Source organism: Propionicimonas sp., assembly GCF_049840635.1.
Lineage (GTDB): Bacteria > Actinomycetota > Actinomycetes > Propionibacteriales > Propionibacteriaceae > Propionicimonas.
In genome coordinates this window covers 1,013,054-1,035,541 of record NZ_JASGKL010000005.1, presented here as the reverse complement: position 1 = coordinate 1,035,541, position 22,488 = coordinate 1,013,054, and the positions used below count along the sequence as shown (strand labels likewise).

19 protein-coding genes and 1 pseudogene are annotated in these 22,488 nt (G+C 71.5%); 18 read left to right on the top strand and 2 right to left on the bottom strand.

What is annotated here, in order from left to right; all coding sequences use genetic code 11:
* Nucleotides 1–153: 153 nt before the first annotated feature.
* The 6 genes and pseudogenes from QM779_RS10595 to QM779_RS10570 all read left to right on the top strand — a co-directional run bounded on the left by QM779_RS10595 (nt 154) and on the right by QM779_RS10570 (nt 4,365).
* A complete protein-coding gene (locus QM779_RS10595; protein ID WP_428534950.1) occupies nt 154–972 on the top strand; it encodes a hydrolase in 819 nt (272 codons plus the stop codon).
* A 165-nt stretch (nt 973–1,137) separates the two neighbouring features.
* Nucleotides 1,138–2,208: an ABC transporter substrate-binding protein gene (locus QM779_RS10590; RefSeq protein WP_428534948.1), complete on the top strand. Its 1,071-nt coding sequence runs from the start codon at nt 1,138–1,140 to the stop codon at nt 2,206–2,208.
* Nucleotides 2,205–2,996 (top strand): ABC transporter ATP-binding protein, encoded by a 792-nt coding sequence (locus QM779_RS10585; protein WP_428534946.1) that lies wholly within the window; start codon nt 2,205–2,207, stop codon nt 2,994–2,996. The genes QM779_RS10590 and QM779_RS10585 overlap by 4 nt, the downstream gene beginning before the upstream one ends.
* Nucleotides 2,993–3,898: an ABC transporter permease gene (locus QM779_RS10580; RefSeq protein ID WP_428534944.1), complete on the top strand. Its 906-nt coding sequence runs from the start codon at nt 2,993–2,995 to the stop codon at nt 3,896–3,898. Before QM779_RS10585 ends, QM779_RS10580 begins: the two co-directional genes overlap by 4 nt.
* 10 nt (nt 3,899–3,908) lie before the next feature.
* A pseudogene (locus tag QM779_RS10575) lies at nt 3,909–4,157 on the top strand (RrF2 family transcriptional regulator); the annotation flags it as partial.
* 82 nt (nt 4,158–4,239) lie between these two features.
* Entirely contained in the window at nt 4,240–4,365 is a 126-nt protein-coding gene (locus QM779_RS10570) for a hypothetical protein (protein WP_428538513.1), read from the top strand.
* A gap of 40 nt (nt 4,366–4,405) precedes the next feature.
* Here QM779_RS10570 and QM779_RS10565 read toward each other — a convergent pair whose 3' ends face one another.
* Nucleotides 4,406–5,080, bottom strand: a complete 675-nt coding sequence (locus tag QM779_RS10565; protein WP_428534942.1) for a TetR/AcrR family transcriptional regulator — start codon at nt 5,078–5,080, stop codon at nt 4,406–4,408.
* Nucleotides 5,081–5,349: 269 nt separating this feature from the next.
* Nucleotides 5,350–6,531, bottom strand: coding sequence for a winged helix DNA-binding domain-containing protein (locus tag QM779_RS10560; protein ID WP_428534940.1), 1,182 nt, complete (start codon nt 6,529–6,531; stop codon nt 5,350–5,352).
* A gap of 131 nt (nt 6,532–6,662) precedes the next feature.
* On the opposite strand from QM779_RS10560, the gene QM779_RS10555 reads away from it, so the two are divergent.
* The 12 genes from QM779_RS10555 to clpB all read left to right on the top strand — a co-directional run bounded on the left by QM779_RS10555 (nt 6,663) and on the right by clpB (nt 22,404).
* A complete protein-coding gene (locus QM779_RS10555) occupies nt 6,663–7,880 on the top strand; it encodes a glycosyltransferase 87 family protein (RefSeq protein WP_428534938.1) in 1,218 nt (405 codons plus the stop codon).
* 56 nt (nt 7,881–7,936) lie between these two features.
* On the top strand, nt 7,937–9,559 hold the full coding sequence (locus QM779_RS10550; protein ID WP_428534936.1) for a DUF4185 domain-containing protein: 1,623 nt from the start codon (nt 7,937–7,939) through the stop codon (nt 9,557–9,559).
* A gap of 281 nt (nt 9,560–9,840) precedes the next feature.
* Complete coding sequence (locus QM779_RS10545) at nt 9,841–11,019, top strand: glycosyltransferase 87 family protein (protein ID WP_428534934.1); 1,179 nt, start codon at nt 9,841–9,843, stop codon at nt 11,017–11,019.
* A 58-nt stretch (nt 11,020–11,077) separates the two neighbouring features.
* Nucleotides 11,078–11,965 carry a COX15/CtaA family protein gene (locus QM779_RS10540; protein ID WP_428534932.1) on the top strand — a complete coding sequence of 296 codons (888 nt, stop codon included), beginning with the start codon at nt 11,078–11,080 and terminating at the stop codon, nt 11,963–11,965.
* A gap of 162 nt (nt 11,966–12,127) precedes the next feature.
* Nucleotides 12,128–13,318 carry a hypothetical protein gene (locus tag QM779_RS10535; RefSeq protein ID WP_428534930.1) on the top strand — a complete coding sequence of 397 codons (1,191 nt, stop codon included), beginning with the start codon at nt 12,128–12,130 and terminating at the stop codon, nt 13,316–13,318.
* Between the two features lie 115 nt (nt 13,319–13,433).
* Complete coding sequence (locus QM779_RS10530; RefSeq protein ID WP_428534928.1) at nt 13,434–14,381, top strand: sulfite exporter TauE/SafE family protein; 948 nt, start codon at nt 13,434–13,436, stop codon at nt 14,379–14,381.
* Nucleotides 14,371–15,603 (top strand): adenylyl-sulfate kinase, encoded by a 1,233-nt coding sequence (gene cysC, locus QM779_RS10525; RefSeq protein WP_428534926.1) that lies wholly within the window; start codon nt 14,371–14,373, stop codon nt 15,601–15,603. Before QM779_RS10530 ends, cysC begins: the two co-directional genes overlap by 11 nt.
* Entirely contained in the window at nt 15,593–16,351 is a 759-nt protein-coding gene (locus tag QM779_RS10520; protein WP_428534924.1) for a 3'(2'),5'-bisphosphate nucleotidase CysQ, read from the top strand. Before cysC ends, QM779_RS10520 begins: the two co-directional genes overlap by 11 nt.
* Nucleotides 16,348–17,250, top strand: a complete 903-nt coding sequence (cysD, locus tag QM779_RS10515; RefSeq protein ID WP_428534922.1) for a sulfate adenylyltransferase subunit CysD — start codon at nt 16,348–16,350, stop codon at nt 17,248–17,250. The genes QM779_RS10520 and cysD overlap by 4 nt, the downstream gene beginning before the upstream one ends.
* Entirely contained in the window at nt 17,250–18,500 is a 1,251-nt protein-coding gene (locus tag QM779_RS10510; protein WP_428534920.1) for a sulfate adenylyltransferase subunit 1, read from the top strand. Before cysD ends, QM779_RS10510 begins: the two co-directional genes overlap by 1 nt.
* Before the next feature lie 16 nt (nt 18,501–18,516).
* Complete coding sequence (locus tag QM779_RS10505; RefSeq protein WP_428534918.1) at nt 18,517–19,752, top strand: hypothetical protein; 1,236 nt, start codon at nt 18,517–18,519, stop codon at nt 19,750–19,752.
* A gap of 75 nt (nt 19,753–19,827) precedes the next feature.
* On the top strand, nt 19,828–22,404 hold the full coding sequence (gene clpB, locus QM779_RS10500) for an ATP-dependent chaperone ClpB (RefSeq protein ID WP_428534916.1): 2,577 nt from the start codon (nt 19,828–19,830) through the stop codon (nt 22,402–22,404).
* Nucleotides 22,405–22,488: the final 84 nt, after the last annotated feature.

Sequence of the window (22,488 nt, the reverse complement as noted above, 5' to 3'; positions counted from 1 at the left end):
ATGTCGGGTCAGGCCCGGCATGACAGTGCGCCCAAGCACCCCACCTACCTGCCATCCGGGCGTTGGCCGGGTTCTCGGTGTCCGTGCGGTCAGCCTCGTCCCGGAGATGTCGGGTCAAGCCCGGCATGACAGTGCGCCGGGTTAGGCTCACCCATGATCTGGATCTGCGCGGCCTGTGGCGTGGAGACCGCGGACGCTGCGTCCCCGCCGGCCACGTGTGCGATCTGCGAGGACGAGCGGCAGTGGGTGCCCGAATCGGGGCAGGCATGGACGACGCTCGCCGAGCTCGCGCAGCGGGGGACCGTGACCGACTGGTTCGAGGTCGAGCCGGACCTGTTCGGTGTGACGGCCCACCCGGGCGTGGGGATCGGCCAGCAGACCATGATCGTTCGTACCGCGGCGGGGGTGCTCGTGTTCGACCCGCTGGGTTTCATCGACGCGCAGGTCGTCGACCGGGTCCGCTCGCTGGGGCCGGTGCTCGCCGTCGCCGCCAGCCATCCGCACATGTACGGCTGCGGGACCGAGTGGGCGGCCGCCCTCGACACCGACTTCCTGCTCAACGGGCATGACCGTGAGTGGTGCCGTCGCGACGACCGCGTCCACTTCTTCGATGATGCGATCGACGTCGGACCCGACCTGACCCTGCACCGCGTCGGGGGCCACTTCCGCGGCCAGACCGTGGCGGAGTGGCGGACGGGGAACGCAGGGCGGGGCGTCCTACTCGCCGGGGACGCGGTGTTCCCGAACCCCGATCGCCGGACCGTGAGCTTCCAGCGCAGCTTCCCGAACCGTTTGCCCTTGTCCGGCGCGGTCGTGCAGCGGATCGCCGCGCAGCTGGACGGCCTGCACTTCGACCGCCTCTACAACAACTTCGGCGCTGTCGTCCCCGCCGGTGCGAAAGCCGTGGTCCGCGCATCGGCGGACCGCCACGCCGCGTGGGCCGACGGCCGCCACGACGACGAGACCTGGTGACCACCCCGCCGCGGGGAACGCGGCGATGGTTCTCTCGTGGGTACGGAAGAACCGTCCCCGCGTGCCGGGTGAGGCTTGTAGCAGGCGTGAGGGGTTCTCCCGGCGTGTCCCAGATCGGCGTGGTGGACTTGCAAGCGGTCTAATCCCACTGATTTACTAGGAGACATGGCATTCATGGGAAAGTCCTGGACGGCTCTGGGACGACGGACGGCGGCGGTGGTCGCGCTTTCTTTGTTCGCTTCGCTGGGGCTCAGTGCCTGCAGCAGCACGGGCGGGTCGGCCGCGTCCGGTGCGAGCAGCACCGTGACCATCGGGTACTTCCCCAACCTCACCCACGCGCCCGCCCTCGTCGGCGTGAGCAAGGGGTACTTCGCCAAGGCCCTGGGCGATGGCGTCGAGTTGAAGACCGCGACCTTCAATGCGGGTCCCGCCGCACTGGAGGCGCTGAACGCCGGCTCCCTCGACATCGCGTTCATCGGCCCGAACCCGACGATCACCGGCTACACGCAGTCGAAGGGCCAGTCGCTCCGGGTGATCGCCGGTGCCGCGGCCAACGGCGCCTCGCTGGTGGTGAGCAAGGACATCACGTCCGTCGAGCAGTTGAAGGGCGCCAAGATCGCCTCCCCGCAGCTCGGCAACACCCAGGACGTGGCCCTGCGCTACTGGCTGAAGGAGCAGGGCTTCGAGACCACGACGGAGGGCGGCGGCGACGTGAGCATCATGCCGCAGGAGAACGCGACCGCCCTGCAGTCCTTCACGAGCGGTGACATCGCCGGCGCCTGGGTGCCTGAGCCCTGGGCGACCCGCCTGGTGAACGCCGGCGGCCACGTCCTGGTCAACGAGGCCGACCTGTGGCCGAACAAGCAGTTCATCGTGACCAACGTGATCGTCCGGACGCAGTTCCTCACCGACCACCCCGACGAGGTGAAGGAGGTCCTCTCCGGCCTGCTCGACTCGCTGGACTACATCAAGCAGAACCCCGACGACGCCAAGAAGACGGTCAACGACGCGCTCGCCGACCTCACCGGCAAGGGGCTGGACGAGGCGGTGCTCGACACGGCATGGAAGAACGTCGTGTTCACCTACGACCCGCTGTCCAGCACCCTCAAGAGCGGCGCCGACCACGCGGTGGCCGTCGGCCTGCTGGAGCAGCCCGACCTGAGCGGCCTGTACTCCCTGGACACCCTCAACGCCCTCCTCAAGGAGCGGGGCGAGCAGGAGGTCAGCGATTCATGAGCAACATCCCAGCGAGCGTCACCTCCATCGCCCATCCGGCGATCTCCGTCAACTCCGTCACCAAGGTCTTCACCGACGCCGGACGGTCCACGGTCGCACTCGACTCCGCCAACCTCGAGATCGCGGACCGCGAGTTCGTCTGCCTGCTCGGCCGCTCGGGCTGCGGCAAGAGCACCCTCCTTTCGATCATCGCCGGTCTCGCTCGGCCCACCTCCGGCAGCGTGGACCTCCACGGCCTGCGGGTCGGGATGATGTTCCAGGACGCGAACCTGTTCCCCTGGCTGACCGTGCGCGGCAACATCGAACTCGCGCTGCGGCTGTCGGGGGTCCCGAAGCGGGACTGGCCGGACCGGGTGGCGGAACTCCTCTCGATCGTCCAGTTGCCCCACGCCGGCGACAAGCGTCCCCACCAGCTGTCCGGTGGCATGCGCCAGCGCGTCGCACTGGCACGGGCGCTCGCGCAGGAGTGCAAGGTCCTGCTGATGGACGAGCCGTTCGGTGCCCTCGACGCGATCACCCGCGATGCGCTGCACGAGGAGATCGAGAGGGTCTGGGCGGAGCGCGGACTCACCATCGTGTTCGTCACCCACAACGTGCGCGAGGCGGCCCGCCTCGGCGACCGGGTGGTCGTGATGTCACCGACCCCCGGCCGGATCGTCGACGAGGTCCGGGTCGGTCTGCCCCGTCCGCGGCAGATGGCGGACGCCGCTGTGGCGGAGCTCTCCGGAACGCTCCACGACCTGCTCGACCGTCATGACGTGACGGTCGAGGAACGGAAGGCGTCATGACCACGGTGCTGCGAGCCGAACCTGCCACACCGGGCACGACCCGGGAGGAGCCGGTGGTGGATGCCGAACGCATGGAAGAGGCCGAACCCGTCCTTCCGGTGGGCGAACGCCGCTGGACGGCGCGCCGGGTGTGGTCGGCCGTCTGGCCCGGCCTGCTGGCTGTCGCGCTCGTCGTGATCGGCTGGGAACTGGTCTTCCTCTCGGGCTGGAAGCCCGACTACGTGCTGCCGTCCCCTGCGGAGGTGGGAGCCCAGCTGGCTGCCTTCCTCGGCCAGGCCAAGTTCTGGCAGGCGATCGGCAACACCCTGGTGCGGGCGGTGCTCGGGTTCGGCCTCGCCCTGGTGATCGGGACGGTGCTGGGCATCGCGGTGTCGGCCTCCAAGGTCCTGCGAACGGCCTTCGGCTCGATGCTGACCGGCCTGCAGACGATGCCGTCCATCGCGTGGTTCCCCTTCGCGATCCTCCTGTTCGGGCTCACAGAGAACGCGATCACCTTCGTGGTGGTGCTGGGTGCGGCCCCGTCCATCGCCAACGGCCTGATCTCGGGGATCGACGACGTGCCGCCGCCCCTCCTCCGGACGGCGCAGGTGCTGGGTGCGAAGGGCGTCACGCTGTACCGCTGGGTGATCCTGCCGTCCGCGCTGCCGACCTACGTGGCCGGGCTCAAGCAGGGCTGGGCGTTCGCGTGGCGCTCGCTGATGGCCGGCGAGCTGCTGGTGATCATCGCGAACAAGCCGTCGCTGGGCGTGCAGCTGCAGTACTACCGCGAGTTCGCCAACGCCTCGGCGCTGATCGCTACGATGATCGTGGTGCTGGTCCTCGGAATGGTCTTCGACAAGCTGTTCAGCAAGCTCTCCGACATCGTGAGGGTGAATCGTGGGCTCGGGGCCACGTTGCTCTGAGGGAGGTCGCATGCAGGTCACGGCACGCGTGGAGTACGCCCTGCGCGCCGTCGCCGAGCTGGCCGCCGACCCGGGTCGCTCCTACTCGCGGAACGAACTCGCCACGGCCCAGGACCTGCCGGGGAAGTTCCTCGAGTCGATCCTTCGGGACCTCGTCCGCGAAGGCGTGCTTGTGTCCCGCCGCGGCGCGGGGGGCGGGTTCCAGTTGGCCGTCCCGGCGTCCGAACTGACCCTCGCGGAGGTGGTCCGTGCCGTTGACGGTCCCCTCGCCGCCGTGCGCGGGATCGCTCCGGAGGGGGCGACGTACGAAGGCCCGGCCGCAGCGCTCACCGAGATTCTGGGTGGCCGTGCGCGCCGCGGTCCGCACCATCCTGGAGGGAACGACGGTCGCCGACCTGATCTCCGGCGAGCTGCCGCAGCACGTCCGCGACCTGATCTCGTCCGACGAGGCCTGGCACCGCCGCTGAGGCCGCCCGACGGTCGGACGCGACCGCGTCCTGCGTCCGATCAGCGGTCGCCGAGGACGAGGATCTCCGTCGCGGAGACCATCGCCGCGTAGTAGGCCTCCGGGTCCATGAGTTCGGAGCCGGCGAGCTGGAGGAGCTCGGTGTAGAGCACCCCGTCCAGCAGGTGCCAGCCGGCGAGCCCCGCCAGCACGGTCTGCTCCGACACGTGGGCGCCGCTGGCGGTGAGCAGGTCGGGCAGCCCCGGCATGACCGGCTTCTCGGTCGGAGCACAGACGGACGGGTGCAGCCCCGCGGCCTCGGCGTCGGCGCCGAGCTTCAGCAGGAGCCAGTGCAGCCGGAAGGTGTGTTCACCGAAGGGCCGGGGCCCGGACACCACGCTGCGCTGGATGAGCAGCCACTCGTGGCGGTGCGCCAGCGACCACCCGCGCAGCGTGAAGGCGAAGGCGCGCCAGCGGCCGACGATGTCCTCGCACGGCACGGCGTCATGGGCGGCCTGGATGGTGTCGGCGAGGTCCGAGTACGCGTGGGTGAGCAGCAGGGAGAGCAGGTCCTCGCGGTTAGTGACGTAGCGGTACAACGCGGAGGGCACCAGGTGCAGTTCGCGCGCGAGGCCACGGACGGTGAGTTCTTCCGCACCGCCCTCGGCGAGCAATCGCAGTCCTGCGCTGACGATCGCGGCCTCCGTGGTGTCCCTGTGCTGCGACCGTGTCGCCACCGTACCTCCGCCAAGTTCAGTGAACAGTGTTCTTGCATTCTCTCACGCGGAGTGGTTTTCTTGGAGGGCAATTGGAGAACGCTGTTCGCACGGTGCATCGCGGGGGAGGTGCGCGGACGGGTCGGACCGGTGTCGCTGAGGGGAGGCGCCGGTCACCGGACGAAGCCGTGGAGGGGGGACGGCAACTCTGATCCGCAGACAGGTCGCGAGGCTCCCCGAAGGTCTCGCGGCCTGTTCCAATTCCCGGGCGCACGGCGGTGCCCCCGCGTTCAGCGCAGCTTCTCGCCCCGCATCTGGGGCGAGGCGTACACCGAAGCCAGCACCTGCCCGGCCAGGAAGGCGGTCAGCCGCTCGGCCTCCCGCTCGAGCGCCGCGCGCCCCTCGGTCCCCGGGTCGGTGCGGAGCACGACCCGGACGCTCGCCGTGGCGTCCTGGACCCAGCATCCGACGACGCGTCCGTCCCACCACGCCGTCGTCCCGGCGTTGCCCGCCGAGTCGAACAGGTAGGGGGCATCGGCGGGGTCGAGGTAGAACGCGCGCTGTTTCCAGCCCATCGTCGTGGGGTCGAGGGTGGGCAGCAGCGCCGCCCACGGCGTGACCGCCGGCTCCGGCTCCTCGTCGCCGGGCAGGACCCAGCCGATCTCACCGGAGTCGAGTTCGACCCGGGTCGCCGCCACGTCGGCGAGCGCCCGGCGGGCCGCGGTCCGGGTCGACCCGAGCCACCAGACCAGGTCGGTCTCGGTGCCGGGCCCGAACGTCCACAGCCAGCGCCGGACGAGCGCGGCGTACCCGGCGGCCTCCTCCAGCGGCGCGGGGTCCTCGCCCAGCCAGGCCCGGGCCGGCGTCCACCGGGGGCGTGACGTCCGCCAGGTGCCGCCGTTGCGGCCCCGGAACACCAACCCGCGGGCGCCGAGGACGGTGAGGACGCGCGGCGCGACCGGCGCCTCCTGCGTCCACTTCCCCGACCCGAAGACGATCCGCTCTGCGAGGGCGGGGACGCGCTCGCGTAAGGCCGCGGTCTCCGCCGCGCCGTCCGCACCCAGCGCGGCGAGCACGGCCGCCGCCGCGTCCTCCACCCACGCGGCGCCGTCGGTGGCGACGCCCGCGCGCTCGACGTCGGCCGCGAGGCGGCGGAGCTCCGCCGCGGCCACCCGCGCCGAGGCGCTGCCCAGCACGGCGGGCAGCAGGTCGGGGGTGACGCCGAACAGTGTCCGCCGCATGGCCAGCTGCTTGACGATCGAGCGGCGGTCGTTCAACTCCGCCTCGACCGCGTCGATGTCCAGCCCGTCGACCCGCGCGTGCAGCGAGAGGTGGACGGTCGCCGGCTCGGTGGCGTGAAGCGCCGTCATGGCCCGCGCGGCGGCGGTCGGGTCGGGATGCCGGTGGTCGGGATGGAGGCCGTGCCGGACCGCGAGGCGCGTCCGGCGCTGCGCATCGGTGAAGCGGAGCACCGCCCCATCCTGCTGGGAACCCCGTCCGCTGACCAGCCCGGACGGCCCAACTGTCCCCGCACGGGGAACAGACGGGGGACCGGGCCGGGGCCTAGGCTCGTTCGGGCATCACCAACGAAAGGGCCGGACGAGTGGCGAAACCGATCGCGGACGACCGCGTCCGGCTGCTCGCGTTCGGGCTCGTCGGCCTGGCCGTCGCCGAGGCCTTCGTCCTGATCTGGGGACTCACCGCGACGACCGGAGTGGCCGGCCTGCTGGGAGACCTCGACATCTACCGCGGCGCCGTGTCCTGGGCGCTGGCCGGCAACGACCTGTACACGTACGCCTACACGCATCCGACCGTGCACGGGCTGGGCTTCACCTACCCGCCGTTCGCTGCGCTGGTGCTGCTGCCGTTCGCGCTGATGGCGTCCCTGCCCGCCAAGATCGTGTGGACGGTGCTGACCTTCGTCGTGGTGGTGGGCTGCGTCCACCTCCTGGTCCGGCACGCCCGGCGCGACCCGGGGAGCCGGCTGGCCGCCGGCGCGCCCCGACACGCGACGACCGCCTGGGTCGCAGGACTGTCGATCCCCGTGATGGCGACCTACCCGTTCCTGCACAACCTGATCGTCGGCCAGGTGAGCCTGTTCGTCGTGGCGCTCGCCCTGTGCGACCAGCTGCTGCCGCGTCGCTGGCAGGGAGTGCTGGTGGGGCTGTCCGGCGCGATCAAGCTCACCCCGCTGGTGTTCCTGCCCTACTACCTCCTCACCCGGCAGTGGCGGCAGGCCGCACTCTGCGGGGGGACGTTCGCCGCGGCGACCGGCCTCGCGTTCCTGGTGCTCCCCCGTGCGTCGGTGGAGTACTGGAGGACCATGCTGTGGCAGACCGGACGCGTCGGGCGCACCGACTCCACCGTGAACAAGTCGCTGCTCGGCCTGCTCTCCCGCCAGTTGCCGGACGGTGCCCCCGTGCACGTCGTCTGGATGGTCGTCGCGCTCGCCGTGGCGGCGCTGGCCTACTGGAGGGCGTCGCGGTCCTTCGCCGAGGGCGACCTGCTGGCGGCCACGCTCGTCGTCGGAGCGCTCTCCGTCGCGCTGTCGCCGATCTCCTGGCCGCACCACCAGCTGTGGCTGGTGTTCGCCGCCGCGTTCTACCTCCTGCAGCGCGGACGCGTCCCGCTGGTGCTGGGGGCGGGTCTGTTCGCGATCTTCTTCGGCTACCCGTGGTTCGGCGACTACCCGGCCGGGACGGTCGGGCCCCTGCTCGGTGCCGGCGTCGAACTCCCCGCCCTGGCTGTCCTGGTCGTGCTCGGGTTCGGTGTGCGGCCGGGGCGGCGGTCGGTGCCGGCGGCCGCCGTGGTCCCGGCCTGACCACACCCTGCCCGCGGGCCCGGTTCGGCGTGGGTCGGCTGCCGTAGGGTCGTCGGGTGACGATCGGGCCGGGCTGCGCGCTGTGGTCCCGGCGGCTGCCGGCCCCGGGGCGCCTGGACGCGCTCGTGCTCGGCCCCACGGGCCTGGACCACTACGAACGACTGCTCGACCGTCCCGATCGTCCGTGGCGGCGGCGGGCAACGGTGAGTGCGATGGCGACGGGCCCGGGTCGGCTCGTCCGGCACGGCCGATCGCTCCTCGCCCTGGTCCCCGAGGGTGACCGCGTCGTCGAGTACCTCCTGAGCTCCGGACGCTGGGTGCCGGCAGGGGTTGTGGCGGCGGCCGGTCCCGCGCAGGCCGAGGCGTCCGACCCCGCGCTGCCGTGGGCGGACCAGCCTCGCCCTCGCACCGTGGCGCGGGTCGAGGGGAGCCCCTTCGCCCTGGTCGACGAGGAAGGCTCGGTCTTCAGCTACCGGCGCGGTGCGGACGGGACCTGGGAGCGCGACAGCTGCCTGCGGCTGGTCGATCCCGAGCCGTTCGTGGCGTCCCCGCAGGAGTCGGGGAAGCTCGCCCAGGTCACCGGCGACCTGGACGCCACCCCGACACCATGGGGACAACGGGCAGCGACCCTCAGCCGCTCGCTGACCGCGGCCGGCATCCGGGGCACCGACCTCGGCGTCCGCGTCGACCACGGCGGACGCACCTTCCTGCTGTTCGGCGACACGCACTGGACGCGGCCGTGGCTGGCGACCAGGGACGCGATCGCCGAGGTCGTGGACCCGTCCGACACCCGGCCCGCGGTGCAGTTCCACGGTGCGCCGGTGAAGCTGGTCGGCCACGCGGCGGGGCGGGTGACGATGCGCGAGTACGACGTCCCCCTGGACGGCTTCTCCGAGGGTGGGCACCTGCACGTCTTCTTCAGCTCGAACCACTTCCGAGGCGGCCGGGTGATGGGACGCTCCGTGCTCGCGCGCGCGGTCGATGCGGACCCGGTCGTCGACGGCGGCGCGCGGCGGCGTCCGGTGCGGTTCGAGGTCCTCGGCACGTTCAGCGCGAGGCACTTCATCAACGTGTCGGTGCAGCGGCGGCCCGCCTCCGCCGTACCGGGGTGGAGCGGTCACGGCGACGTGCTGCTCGTCTGGGGGACGGGACCGTACCGCGCGTCCGAGGTGCGCCTGGCCGCCGTGGAGCCGGCAGCGCCGCTGCGTCCGCGCTACTGGGCGGGGGACGGCTGGTCGGAGTCAGAGGCCGACGCCCGGCCGCTGTTCCGTCCGGCGGCGCTCGGCGAGTTGTCCGTGCGCTGGTCGGAGGAGGCGGGCCGGTACCTGATGCTGACCGCGTCCGCGCCCGAGGAGGACATCGGCAACGCGGTCGTCCTGCGTGCTGCTGGCGAGCCGTGGGGGCCGTGGTCGCCGCGGATCCGGCTGCTCGACTGGGTGGTCACCGGGATGTCGCTCGACCCGCACACCCGGTTCATCCGGGCGACCCGCGACGACGAGCACGTCGGCGACCGCATCTTCCGCGCGCAGGCGTCGGGGACGGGGGCGGCCTACGCGCCCTACCTCTTCGACACCGCTGTCGACGGTGACGACCTCGTCCTGCGCTACACCCTGTCGACCTGGAATCCTTACCAGGTCGTCCTGATGCGCCACCGGCTCCCGCTCGCGCTGCTCGCCTGACCTCCCGCGTCCCCGTTGTGGTGGACGGTTCGGTGGCGAACTCGCCGCGGGATGGTCCACGTTGTGGTGGACGGGGCCGCGTCCACCTTGTTGTGGACGGTTGTGGGGTGAACTCGCCGCGGGATGGTCCACGTTGTTGTGGACGGTTGTGGGGTGAACTCGCCGCGGGATGGTCCACCTTGTTGTGGACGGCGCGTCCCCGCCCCGGGCGCTCGACGACGAGCGGTGGCTCCCGACGGGAACCGTCTAGGCTGTGTCGCGGTCTCGACCAGGAGGTGGCTGTGGAGCAGGTCCGGCGCTGGGCCGTGCGGGTCGGACTCGTCCTCGTGCCGGTGCTCGCCGCGCTGTACGTCGGCGGGACGCAGATCGCCGGCGGCTCGTTGTGGCCCTGGCACCCCAACATGATCGACCTGCAGGTCTACCAGCGCGCGGGCCAGATCCTCCTTTCCGGGGGCGACATCTACGCCTCCGGCGGCGAGCTGCCGTGGATCTACCCGCCGTTCGGCGCGCTGCTGACCGTCCCGTTCGCCGTGCTGTCGGCGGACGTCGCGGCCGCGGTGTGGCTCCTCCTCTGCACGGCCGCGCTGGCCGCGATGTTGTACCGGCTCGGCTACACCGGCTGGCTGCTGAGCCTGCTCACCACGCTGGCCATCCTGTTCGTCCAGCCCGTCCGTGACACCCTCGGCTTCGGCCAGCTCGGCATCTTCCTCGTCGCCGCGGCCGTCCTCGACTCGATGCCCGGGCCGCGCCTGTTGCGCCGCCGGGTGCTCCCCGAGGGCTGGCTGGTCGGCATCGCGACCGCGGTCAAGCTCACGCCCGCGGTCGTCGCCGCCTACAACTTCTTCGCCGGACGCCGCAAGCCCGGCATCGTCGCCTTCCTCGGCTTCCTCGCCGCCACCGCGGTCGCGTTCGCCGTCCTGCCGGCCGCGTCCCTGACCTACTGGCACAAGCTGCTCTCCGGCGACTCCGGGCTGAACTCGGGGATCGTCTACGCCACCAACCAGTCCGTCCTCGGCATGTGGAACCGGCTGACCGGCGCACCGAGCCGCGGCGGACTGGTACTCAGCGCGCTCGTCGTCGTGCTCGGCGTCGTCGCCGCCGTCCTCATGCACCGCGCCGGCCAGACCGCCCTCGCCCTGTGCCTGGCCGGCCTGACCAGCCTGCTCGCCTCACCGATCTCCTGGTCCCACCACTACGTGTGGGTCGTGCCGCTCGGCATCGTCCTGTGGCAGCGCAGCGAACTTCCCGGCGTCCTGCGCTGGGCGGGCCTCGGGTACGTCGCCTGGCTGGTGGTCGCCCCCTTCATGTGGCTGCCCCGCGGCGACAACATCGAGCTCACCTACGCGCCGTGGCAGCAGGTCGTCGACAACCTCGGCGTCGTCGCAGGTGTCCTCCTGCTCGCCGGTTCGGCGGCCGCCGCACTCAGTTCCTGGGGACGCCAGCGCAGGGCCCTGCCGTAGCGCGAGAATGTCGGACGCGGGCCGCGCGGAGGTGGCCGAGGACGGGGACGACAGGACGATGCGAACGACCACCCACTGGTTCACCGCCGCGGCGGTGCTCACCTTCGCATCGATCGTGATGGGTGCCGTCGTCTGCGCCACCCAGTCCGGCGCGTCCTGCCCGAACTGGCCGGGCTGCTACGCCGGCCAGTTCCTGCCCATACCCGCAGCCGGCCTGCAGACGAACCCGCTCGTCGAGTTCGCCCACCGGGTGGTCGCCGGCGCGACCGGGCCCGCCGTCCTCGTCGCCGCGATCCTCGGACGCCGGCTCGCCGACCCCCGTCCGCGGATCCTGGCGTGGGTCGCGCTGGCGGGTGCGCTCGCCGCCGGGGTGTTCGGGATGCTGACCGTCAGGATCGGCATCCCGTGGTGGATGGGCGTGATCGACCTCGCCTGCGCGCTGGCCGCCACCGTCGCGATGCTGCGGGCACGGCTGCTGCTCGGCCGTCCGCTCGCCGTCCCGAACCCGACGGCGCGGATCGCCTGGGCCGCCGTCGGCACCCTCGGCGTCCTGCACTTGCTGGGCATCGCCGTGGCAGGGGAGAACTCGTTCACCCGCTGCCTGAGCTGGCCGCTCGGCATCCTCGCTGCCGACCGGTGGCCGCTGCTGCAAGGGGTCCGAGTAGGCCTGGCCGGCCTGGCCGCGGTCCTCCTCGTCGTCGTGGTCGTCCGTTCGCTGCAACACCCGGGCCGGCGGGCGTGGGCCTGGCTGCTGGCCGGCCTGCTCGCCCTCGAACTGCTGCTGATGGGGGCGCTGCTCGCCGGCGCGGGGGGCGTGGGCCTGCGCACGGCGTACGCCGTCGTGGCCGCGGGCGTGTTCGGAGCCGCTGCCGTCCTCGCGTCGAGCGCCGGACTGGCCGTCGCCGCCGGGCACCCCGAGCGGGTCGCGCAGTCCCAGCCGGCATGAGCAAGAAGGCGCCTTTCGGCCCGCACAGCTGCGGGGGCACACTCACAGGGCAGCCACAGGCAGGGGAGAGCTCTCCCTGATCCGCGTCGTGTCGACTAACGTGATCGTCTTCACGACGTTTCAACCCCGTCCGCCACCCCCGTGACCGACGCGAGAGGAATCATGACCGAACCCGACGTGCTGCCCCCGGGCGTGCGCCTGTTCCACATCGGTCCCCAGAAGACCGGCACCACTGCGCTCCAGGCGTCTGCCGCGGCCTCTCGTGGCGCTCTCAGGGAGCACGGGGTCCTGTACCCCGGCGTCGCCGTCAACCACCGGCTGCCGATCGCGGCGCTGATGGGAAAGACGATCGGCTGGAAGACGGGTGAGGGCCAGTCGCCCGTCCCGGAGCGCTTCTACTGGACCCGGCTGGTCTCGGAGATGCAGGCGCACCCCGACCTGCGGGCCTGGTTCGGCCACGAGTACGGCGCGGGTGCCTCGATCGAGGTGATTCGCGAGGTCCACGAGACGTTCGGGGACGACCTGCACGTCCTGATCACGCTGCGCAGCCTCTCCCGGCTGTTGCCGTCGGTCTGGCAGGAGACCAACAAGGCCGCCGGCAACCGCGGCACGTTCGACAGGTGGCTGGAGAAGGCGTTCGACGAGGGCTCGCCGGTCAACGAGATCGTCCGGACGCGGCACGACCAGACGGCGCTGGTCCGCCGGTGGGCCGACATCGTCGGCGAGGACCACGTGACGGTCATCGTCCTGGACCCGACCGACCACGCGTTCCTCCACCACACGGTCGAGCGCCTGCTGGGCCTGCCGCAGGACCTGCTCGCCGAGGTGGACGCGGGGCTGCGCGCGGCGAACCGCAGCCTGACCGTTCCGGAGATCGAACTCTTCCGCCGCTTCAACAAGAAGCTCAGGGCCCACGACGTGACCTGGGCGCAGTACGACACCCTCGCCGTCCGCGGCGCCATCGCCCGGGTGCTCGGGCACCGTCGGCCACCGGCCCACGAGGCGCGGCTGACGATGCCGGACTGGGCGGCGGACCGGGCGGACGCCCTGTCGATCCGGAACGCCGAGGGTGTCGCCGCGAGCGGTGTGCGGGTGATCGGCGACCCGCACCTCCTGGCCCAGCCGGCCGTGCGCAGGCACTCCGACGCGGAGGACCACCAATCGGTCACGGACGTGCCGGTCGACCTGGCTGTGCACGCCATGCTGGGCCTCTCCGCGTCCGCGCTCGGGCTCACCCCCGCCTTCGAGGAGCCGCAGAACGCGGCGAAGTGGGTGAACCCGTTGTCACGGTTCACGGCGAAGGAACTGGCGACAGAGCTCTACCGGCGTGGCCGGGGGAAGCTGCAGCGCTGAACAGGTGGACCGGGCCGGGCCGGTTCGGGGCGATGCGATACCCTGTCCCGACTGTTGGTTCTACAGCGACGTTCGCCGGGACGCCCGGGGATGCGGAGTTCCGGGGAAGTAGGGCATGGACGTAGGCATCGCACTGGCGGGTTTGCTCGTCGGCATTGTCGTCGGCCTGACCGGAATGGGCGGCGGCGCCCTGATGACCCCCGTGCTGGTCTTCTTCTTCAAGGTGGACGCCCTCACCGCGATCTCCAGCGACGTCGTCAGCAGCCTCTTCATGAAGCCGGCCGGCGCGATCGTCCACATCGTGCGCAAGACCGCGAACCTGCAACTGGCCTTCTGGTTGTGCGTGGGGTCGGTTCCCTCCGCCTTCCTCGGAGCGATGTTCGTCGACCACCTCAAGGTGCTCCCCGGCTTCGAGCAGGTGCTCCTTGCGATGCTCGGCGTCGCGCTCCTGCTGGCGTCCTCGGGCCTGATCATCCGCGCCTGGTTCCAGATGACCCGTCGCAGCCTCCCGTGGGGCGAGGGCCCGGCGCCGATGGCGTCCGCGGAGGTCGAGGTCCGCAAGGTGGCCACGGTCGCGCTCGGTGCGCTGGGTGGTCTCATGGTGGGCATGACCTCCGTCGGCGCGGGGTCCCTGATCCTCACCCTGCTGCTGGTCCTCTACCCGCGGCTGAAGCCGTCCCAGCTCGTCGGCACCGATCTCGTCCAGGCCGTGCCGCTGGTCGCCGCGGCGTCCCTCGGCCACCTGATCTTCGGGCAGGTGTCGCTGGGGATCACCGGGTCGATGCTGATCGGCGCGATCCCCGGCACGTTCATCGGTGCCCAGATCTCGTCCCGTGCCCCGGGCGGTGTGATCCGCCGGGCGCTCGCGGTCCTGCTGATGGCCTCGGGGCTCAAGCTGCTGGGGGTCTCGACCCCCGTGGTGCTGATCGCCTCGGCCCTGGCCATCGTGGTCGGCCCGATCGCCTGGGCGGTCCTGCGCCGCCGGTACAGCCGGGCGCGGGGAGCGCCCCCGCCCGCCGAGGACGACCCTGAATCCATCGTGGAGGCCGTGAATGACCCCTGACACCATTGACTGGGACACGATCGCGAGCCTGCCCACGATCACCGTCGAGGCCGGTGACCTCGATGTCGCCGAACTCGTCCAGATCGGGCTGGTCGCGCCCACCCTCCGGCTGACGCACACCGCGCTCGCCGCGCTGGCCGACGTGGACGCCCTCGTCGTCCGCGACGTGGAGGCCACACCCCTGCTGCGCGGCTCCCGACGCGGGGACCTCGTCGACCTCGAACCGCTGCGCAGGGTTGCTCCCGTCTCGGACGTCCCCGGACTCCTGGACGACGAGGCGCCGGTCGACCTCGCCGTGGTGGTCCGGGAGGTGCCGTCCGCGGCCGACCTCGCCCGCGTGGACGCGCTCACCACGCCCCGCAGCCGGGTGCTGTGGATCGTGCTCGCCGGCCGCACGAGGGACGGGCGCGAGATCCTCGCGTCCATCCCGGAGGTGATCGCCGAGCGGCCGAGGGGCCACCACCAGGTGGTCAGGGTGCCCTGGCCCGCCCCGGGCAGCCGGGGAGTGTTCGAGCGTCCCCAGCTGCCGGACGCCGGCGCGGTGGCCGCGGCGAGGGGTGCCAAGCACTTCGTCGTCGTCGGCGCGGCGCATCCCGAGACCCGCCGCGTGGACCGCGGTGGCACCGTGGTCTTCTTCACCGGCCTGTCCGGGTCGGGCAAGTCCACGATCGCGAAGGCGCTGCGCGACTCCCTGGAGCAGCAGACGGACCGGGAGATCACGCTGCTCGACGGCGACGACGTCCGGCGGATGCTGTCGGCAGGCCTGGGCTTCGACGACGAGGGCAGGGCGGCCAACGTGCGCCGGGTGAGCTGGGTGGCCGCGCTCCTGGCCCGACACGGCGGCATCGCCATCACCGCGCTCATCGCGCCGTTCGCGGAAGGCAGGGCGGAAGCACGTCGGATGGCGGAGGAGGCGGGGGACTTCCTCGAGGTCTGGGTGTCGACAAGCATCGACGAGTGTGAGCGTCGTGACCGCAAGGGCCTCTACGCGCAGGCCAGGGCGGGTCGGATCCCGAACTTCACGGGGATCGACTCCCCGTACGAGGAGCCCGTCGACGCCGACCTCGTGATCGACACCGCGGAGGTGGGGATCTCCGAAGCCGTCGAGATCGTGGTCAGGGAACTCGCCGAGCGGGCCGTGCGCCGGGGAACCGAGTTGGGCCCCGTGGACGGCGCGCCCAGCCACGCCACGCAGGAGGAACTGGTGACCTATGACATCTGACGCCGCACTGGCTGCTGCCCTCGCCGAGGGCGCGGGACAGATCCTGCTCGGGCTCAGGTCCGGGGTCGACGAGGTGTCGGGGGCGGCGGGCGACCGCCTGTCCAACGAGTACCTGCTGGCCGAGCTGGCGACCCGCCGCCCCGACGACGCCGTCCTGTCGGAGGAGGCGAAGGACGACGCGTCCCGCCTCGACGCGGAACGGGTGTGGATCATCGACCCGCTCGACGGGACGCGCGAGTTCGCCGAGCGGACCGACGGGGCGTGGCGCACCGACTTCGCCGTCCACGTCGCGCTGTGGCAGCGCGGGGCCGGCCTGGTCGCCGGAGCCGTGGCGCTCCCTGCGCGTGGCCAGGTCTTCATCACCGAGCCGCCGGCCGTCCTGCCCGATCCGCGGGGCGGGGAGGTCCTGCGTCTCGCGGTGAGCCGCAGTCGCCCTCCCGAGCTCGTCCAGCGGATCGGCGAGGTGCTGCCGGTCGAACTGGTCGGCATGGGGTCGGCCGGGGTGAAGGCGATGGCGGTCGTCACCGGAGAGGTGGACGCCTACGTCCACGGTGGTGGACAGTACGAGTGGGACTCCGCCGCGCCGGTCGCGGTGGCCGCAGCCGCAGGGCTGCACACGAGCCGACTGGACGGCTCGCCGCTGGTCTACAACAATTCCAGTCCCTGGCTGCCTGACCTGGTGGTGTGCAGGAAGACCGACGCGCCGCGGCTGCTCGCAGTCCTGGCGCAGATCGAAGGAGGACGATGACTGGCTACGTCTTGAGCCAGCTCCGCGCACTGGAGGCCGAGAGCATCCACATCATCCGGGAGGTGGCGGCGGAGATGCAGCGTCCCTGCCTGCTCTTCTCGGGGGGCAAGGACTCCGTGGTGATGAGCGTGCTGGCGCGAAAGGCGTTCGCTCCCGCCCGCATCCCCTTCCCGTTCATGCACGTCGACACGGGGCTCAACTTCCCCGAGGTGATCGCCTTCCGGGACTGGTGGATGGACCAGCTGGAGGTGCAGCTCGTCGTGGCCTCGGTCCCGGAGGCGATCGAGCGCGGCCTCGTGCAGGAGGAACCGAACGGGTCCCGGAACCGGATCCAGACCCCGGTCCTGCTGGACGCGGCGGAGAAGCACCGCTTCGACGCCCTGTTCGGCGGCGCGCGCCGCGACGAGGAGAAGGCCCGCGCCAAGGAGCGCGTGTTCTCCTTCCGCGACGAGTTCGGCCAGTGGGACCCGAAGAACCAGCGTCCCGAGCTGTGGAACCTCTACAACGGGCGGGTCAACTCCGGGGAGAGCATCCGGGTGTTCCCGCTGTCGAACTGGACCGAGCTGGACACCTGGGCCTACATCGCCGAGGAGGAGATCCCGCTGCCGAACCTGTACTACGCGCAGGAGCGGGACGTCGTGAAGCGCGACGGCATGCTCTACGCGGTGAACGAGTTCATCACCCCGAAGGACGGCGAGGAGATCCAGCGGTTGAGCGTCCGCTACCGCACGATGGGCGACGCGAACCTGACCGCAGCGGTGGAGTCGGTCGCCGACACGAACGAGACGATCGTGGAGGAGATCTCCGCCGCACGGCTCACGGAGCGGGGCGCGACCCGTGGTGACGACAAGGTGAGCGAGGCCGCCATGGAGGACCGCAAGAAGGAAGGCTACTTCTGATGAGCATGGACCTGTTGCGGTTCGCCACGGCCGGAAGCGTCGACGACGGCAAGAGCACCCTGATCGGCCGCCTGCTGTACGACTCGAAGGCGATCTTCATCGACCAGTACGAGGCGGTGGAGCGGGTCAGCACGCAGCGCGGCGACGACTACGTCGACCTCGCGCTGCTCACCGACGGGCTGCGGGCCGAGCGTGAGCAGGGCATCACGATCGACGTCGCCTACCGCTACTTCGCCACGCCAAAGCGGAAGTTCATCATCGCCGACACCCCCGGGCACCCGCAGTACACGCGGAACATGGTCACCGGGGCCTCGACGGCCGACGCGGCGCTGATCCTCGTGGACGCGCGGAAGGGGATGACCGAGCAGAGCAGGCGGCACTCCTTCCTCGCCACGCTCCTGGGCGTGAAGCACCTCGTGGTCTGCATCAACAAGATGGACCTGGTGGACTTCGACGAGGGTGTCTACAACCGGATCGTGGAGGAGTTCACCTCCTTCGCCAGCCGGCTCAACGTCGGCGACCTGGCGTTCATCCCGATCTCCGCGCTGCAGGGCGACAACGTGGTGACGCGGAGCGAGCGGACGCCGTGGTTCGACGGCCCCGCGCTGCTCTACCACCTCGAGCACCTGCACGTCGCGTCCGACCGGAACCTCACCGACGTGCGGTTCCCGGTGCAGTACGTGATCCGTCCGCAGTCGGCGAAGGCTCGCGACTACCGCGGCTACGCCGGCGAGGTAGCCAGTGGCGTGATCAAGGTCGGCGACCCGATCATGGCCCTGCCCAGCGGCTTCACGACGACCGTCGCCGCCATCGACACCCCGACCGGTCCGGTCGACGAGGCGTTCCCGCCCATGTCGGTGGTGCTGCGGCTGGCGGACGAGATCGACATCAGTCGCGGCGACATGCTGGTGCGTCCGAACAATGCCCCCGAGGGGGTGCAGGAGCTGGACCTGCGGGTGTGCTGGATGGACGAGACCACCGCGCTCGCGCCGGGCCGGATGCTCGCGATCAAGCAGACCACCGTGTGGGCGCGGGCCAAGGTTCGCGAGGTCGTCTACCGGGTCGACGTGAACACGCTGCACCGCGACGAGAGCGCCAACACGCTCGACCTGAACGAGATCGGGCGGGTGCGGCTGCGCTGCACGCGGCCACTGTTCATGGACTACTACGCCGACAACCGGGCCACCGGAGCGGTGATCCTTGTCGACGAGGCGACCAACCGGACGGTGGGCGCGGGCTTCCTCGCCTGAGCGGCACGGTGGCGAAGTGGGCGGGGTGACGCAGGCGCTGCCTCCGGGCGCGCGGCTCTTCCACGTCGGCCCTCCCAAGACGGGGACGACGGCGCTGCAGGCTGCGGCCGCCGCGCAGCGCGAGGAGTTGCTGGCCCACGGCGTCCGCTACCCGGGGACCAGCCGCAACCATCGGCTGGCCGTGGCGTCCTTCCTCGGCCGGAGCAGCGGCTGGATCGCCTCCGGAGGGGGCGACGCGCCGTCGATCCGGCACTGGTACAGCCTGGTCGGTGAACTCGAGTCCGAGCAGACCCGCCGCACGTGGTTCGGCCACGAGTACGCCGCGCACGCCGACGCCGCCCAGATCCGCCGCTTCGCGGATGAGCTCGGCAGCGCGCTGCAGGTGGTGATCACCCTGCGGAGCTTCGGCGGGATGCTGCCGTCGATGTGGCAGGAGCACCTGAAGATCGGCGGTGGGCGCAGGGCGTTCGAGCCGTGGTTGAAGTCGGTGCTGCGGCCGCGGCGTCCGCAGGACAGGGCGGCGAGCGAGCGGCACGACCACGTCGCGATGCTGGAACGGTGGGTGTCCGGTGTCGGCAGCGACCGGGTGACGGTGGTCGTCCTCGACGCTGCCGACCGCGGCTTCGTGTTCCGAGCCTTCGAGGACCTGCTCGGGTTGCCGTCCGGCCTGCTCGTCGCCCCGGCGGGCGCGACGAACCGCAGTCTCACCGTTCCCGAGGTGGAGTTGCTGCGCCGGCTCAACCAGCTGACCCGGGCGGAGGAGCTTCCCTGGGCGGACCACGAGCGCCTGGTCGTCCGCGGCGCCGTGGAACGCATGCTGGCTGCGCCGGCGGGCCCGCAGCGCCTGGAGGTGCCGGGGTGGGCGGTACCGCTGGCGAGCCGGGAGTCGGAGCGCGTCGCTGCGGCCGTCCGGGAGTCCGGGGTGAGGATCGTCGGGGACGTGGACCGGCTCGCGGAGCCGGTGCGGGAGGCGTCCGAACCGGTCGACCACCGGCAGGTCACGGAGGTGCCGCTCAGCGTCGCGGTCGAGGCGGTCGCGGGCATCCTTGCGGCGGCCACGGGACGCGAACCTGACTTCAGCAGGACGCCGGAGCGGGCCGGGCGGCAGGCGCTGGTGCACCTGGACGACGACACGCGCGCCTTCGGCGAGGTGGGGCTGCGCCGCCTGGTGGGCGAGGGGATCGCGCGTGCGAGCGGGGGTCTTCGCGGGCTCGGCTATGCCGCGCGCGGATGGCGGACCGGCCGGCGCTGAGCGGAATAGCCGGCGCGCTAGAGTAGTTGAGTCTGGTGAACTCAACTTTGCCTCTCCCAAGGAGAAACCACCTACATGGACACCGAGAAGCTGACCACCCGCAGCCGGGACGCGGTGTCGGCTGCTGTGCGCACCGCCCTCACCAACGGCAACCCCAGTGCTGAGCCGGTCCACCTCCTGCACGCCCTCCTGCTGGTGCCGGAGAACCCCGTCGCACCGCTGCTGACCGCCGTCGGCGCCGATCCGGCCGTCGTGGACGCCGCCGCGCGGGGCGCCATCACGAAGCTGCCGTCCGCCCAGGGCTCTTCGGTCTCCCAGCCGTCGATGTCGGGCGGGCTGGCCCGCGTCCTCGCCGACGCGCAGACGCGCGCCCAGCAGCTGGGGGACGCGTTCGTCGCGACCGAGCACCTGCTGCTCGGGCTGGCCGCCGTGCAGACCGACGCCCGCAAGATCCTGAACGACCTCGGGGTGAGCGTCGAGAAGCTGAACGAGGCGTTCGCCGCGGCCCGCGGCACCAAGCGGGTCACCTCGCCGGAGGACGAGGGTTCGCAGTCCGCGCTGGACAAGTACTCGGTCGACCTCACCGCGAAGGCGCGCGAGGGCCGCCTCGACCCGGTGATCGGCCGGGACGCAGAGATCCGTCGCGTGGTCCAGGTGCTGGCCCGGAGGACGAAGAACAACCCGGTGCTGATCGGCGAGCCCGGCGTCGGCAAGACCGCCGTCGTCGAGGGCCTCGCGCAGCGCGTGGTGGCCGGCGACGTGCCGGATTCGCTGAAGGACCGCCGCGTGGTCTCGCTGGACCTGGCGTCCATGGTGGCCGGGGCGAAGTACCGCGGTGAGTTCGAGGAGCGGCTGAAGGCCGTCCTGAACGAGATCAGGGACGCCGAGGGGCGGATCATCACGTTCATCGACGAGCTGCACACGGTGGTCGGGGCCGGCGCGTCCGGCGACTCGTCGATGGACGCGGGCAACATGCTCAAGCCGATGCTGGCCCGCGGCGAGCTGCGGATGATCGGCGCGACCACGCTGGACGAGTACCGCGAGCGGATCGAGAAGGACCCGGCGCTGGAGCGGCGGTTCCAGCAGGTGTTCGTCGGGGAGCCCAGCGTGGAGGACACGATCGCGATCCTGCGCGGGCTGCGGCAGCGGTACGAGGCGCACCACAAGGTGCGGATCACCGATTCCGCGCTGGTCGCGGCCGCGTCCCTGTCGAACCGGTACATCACGTCGCGACAGCTGCCGGACAAGGCCATCGACCTGATCGACGAGGCCGCGTCCCGGCTGCGGATGGAGATCGACTCGTCCCCGGAGGAGATCGACCAGCTCCGCCGTGACATCGACCGGATGACCATGCAGGCGTTCGCGCTGGAGAAGGAGGAGGACGCCAACTCGCGTGAGCGCTACGCGCGGCTGACGGCCGAACTGGCGGACGCGAAGGAGGAACTGCGCGGTCTCGAGGCGCGGTGGGAGGCCGAGAAGTCGGGCCTGAACCGGGTCGGGGAGATCGCCGAGCACATCGACAAGCTGCGGGTGGACGCGGAACGGGCGCAGCGTGAGGGCGACCTGACCAGGGCGTCGCAGATCCTGTACGGGGAGATCCCGGCGCTCGAGGCCGAGCGGGCCGCGGCGGCGGAGGCCGAGCAGGCCACGACGCCGATGGTGAGCGAGGAGGTGTCGGCGTCCGACATCGCCGAGGTCGTCTCGGCGTGGACGGGGATCCCCGTCGGCAAGATGCTGCAGGGCGAGAGCGAGAAGTTGCTCAGCATGGAGGAGCACCTCGGCGAGCGGCTGATCGGCCAGCGGCGGGCCGTGGAGGCGGTGGCGGACGCGGTCCGTCGGTCGCGGGCGGGGATCTCCGACCCGAACCGTCCGACCGGGTCGTTCCTGTTCCTCGGCCCGACCGGTGTCGGCAAGACCGAGCTGGCGAAGTCGCTGGCGGACTTCCTGTTCGACGACGAGCACGCGATGGTGCGGATCGACATGAGCGAGTACGGCGAGAAGCACTCGGTCTCGCGGCTGGTCGGGGCGCCCCCGGGCTACATCGGCTACGAGGAGGGCGGCCAGCTCACTGAGGCGGTGCGGCGCCGTCCGTACTCCGTTGTACTACTCGACGAGGTGGAGAAGGCACACCCGGAGGTGTTCAACATCCTGCTGCAGGTGCTGGACGACGGCCGGCTCACCGACGGCCAGGGCCGGACGGTGGACTTCCGCAACGTGATCCTGATCCTCACGTCGAACCTGGGCTCGCAGTTCATGGCGGACCCGAAGCTGCAGCCGGAGACGAAGCGCGAGGCCGTGATGGGGGTCGTGCGGCAGGCGTTCAAGCCGGAGTTCCTGAACCGGCTGGACGAGATCGTGGTTTTCGATCCGCTGGGCACGGAGGAGCTGAGCCGGATCGTGGACATCCAGCTGCGCTGGCTGAACAAGCGCCTGGCCGACCGCCGGATCACCGTCGAGGTCAGCCCGGCCGGCAAGGACTGGCTCGCGCTCACCGGCTTCGACCCGGTCTACGGCGCGCGTCCGCTGAAGCGCCTCGTCCAGACCACGATCGAGGACAGCCTGGCGCGCCGCGTCCTCTCCGGCGACATCACCGACGGCGACACCGTCCACTTCGACGTCGCCCCCGACGGCGGCGGCCTCGCCCTCGTCTGACCGGCCGGCCGTCCACTCCAAGGTGGGCGGTTTGTCGTGACTACGCCGCAGAAGGGTCCACTTCAGGGTGGACGGGAGCTGTGT

Excerpts from the sequence above, each read along its gene's own strand:
- QM779_RS10510 (WP_428534920.1), top strand. The coding sequence starts at position 17,250 with ATGAGCATGGACCTGTTGCGGTTCGCCACGGCCGGAAGCGTCGACGAC.
- QM779_RS10540 (WP_428534932.1), top strand. The coding sequence starts at position 11,078 with ATGCGAACGACCACCCACTGGTTCACCGCCGCGGCGGTGCTCACCTTC.
- QM779_RS10530 (WP_428534928.1), top strand. The coding sequence starts at position 13,434 with ATGGACGTAGGCATCGCACTGGCGGGTTTGCTCGTCGGCATTGTCGTC.
- QM779_RS10535 (WP_428534930.1), top strand. The coding sequence starts at position 12,128 with ATGACCGAACCCGACGTGCTGCCCCCGGGCGTGCGCCTGTTCCACATC.
- QM779_RS10590 (WP_428534948.1), top strand. The coding sequence starts at position 1,138 with ATGGCATTCATGGGAAAGTCCTGGACGGCTCTGGGACGACGGACGGCG.
- cysC (WP_428534926.1), top strand. The coding sequence starts at position 14,371 with ATGACCCCTGACACCATTGACTGGGACACGATCGCGAGCCTGCCCACG.
- cysD (WP_428534922.1), top strand. The coding sequence starts at position 16,348 with ATGACTGGCTACGTCTTGAGCCAGCTCCGCGCACTGGAGGCCGAGAGC.
- clpB (WP_428534916.1), top strand. The coding sequence starts at position 19,828 with ATGGACACCGAGAAGCTGACCACCCGCAGCCGGGACGCGGTGTCGGCT.
- QM779_RS10580 (WP_428534944.1), top strand. The coding sequence starts at position 2,993 with ATGACCACGGTGCTGCGAGCCGAACCTGCCACACCGGGCACGACCCGG.
- QM779_RS10520 (WP_428534924.1), top strand. The coding sequence starts at position 15,593 with ATGACATCTGACGCCGCACTGGCTGCTGCCCTCGCCGAGGGCGCGGGA.
- QM779_RS10585 (WP_428534946.1), top strand. The coding sequence starts at position 2,205 with ATGAGCAACATCCCAGCGAGCGTCACCTCCATCGCCCATCCGGCGATC.
- QM779_RS10595 (WP_428534950.1), top strand. The coding sequence starts at position 154 with ATGATCTGGATCTGCGCGGCCTGTGGCGTGGAGACCGCGGACGCTGCG.